1 protein-coding gene is annotated in these 311 nt (G+C 65.6%); it reads left to right on the top strand.

What is annotated here, in order from left to right:
- Positions 1 to 188, top strand: a 188-nt coding sequence (locus V5E28_RS49305; protein ID WP_336217231.1) for a hypothetical protein, incomplete at its 5' end; no start/stop codon positions are given.
- Between the last annotated feature and the right edge of the window lie 123 nt (positions 189 to 311).

Here is a 311-nt window from a genome sequence, read left to right as displayed (position 1 = left end):
TCCGCCTCCAGAGCGAGCTCGGCATCGAGCTCGGCGTGCGTGCCGTGCTGCACACGGCGACCGTCGAGCTGCTCGCCGAGTGCGTCGCCGAACTGATGGAAGCCCAGCTCTCCGAGCTCGACGACGTGCTCGGGGACCTGGAAGCGCTGTCCGAAGAGGAAGTCCAGCACCTCCTGAACAACTCCTGATCCGCGCGTCTTTGAGGAATCGCTATGTCGCACACAGTCCAGAGGTTGGCGGAGCTGTCCCCGGAACGCCGGTCACTGCTCCTTGAGCACCTCCGCCGGCGCAAGCAGAAGTCACACGCCCTC

Origin of the sequence: Nonomuraea sp. LPB2021202275-12-8, assembly GCF_037044575.1 — a bacterium.
Lineage (GTDB): Bacteria > Actinomycetota > Actinomycetes > Streptosporangiales > Streptosporangiaceae > Nonomuraea.
The sequence above is the reverse complement of the archived record's forward strand: the minus strand, read 5'-3'. Positions and strand labels throughout refer to the sequence as shown.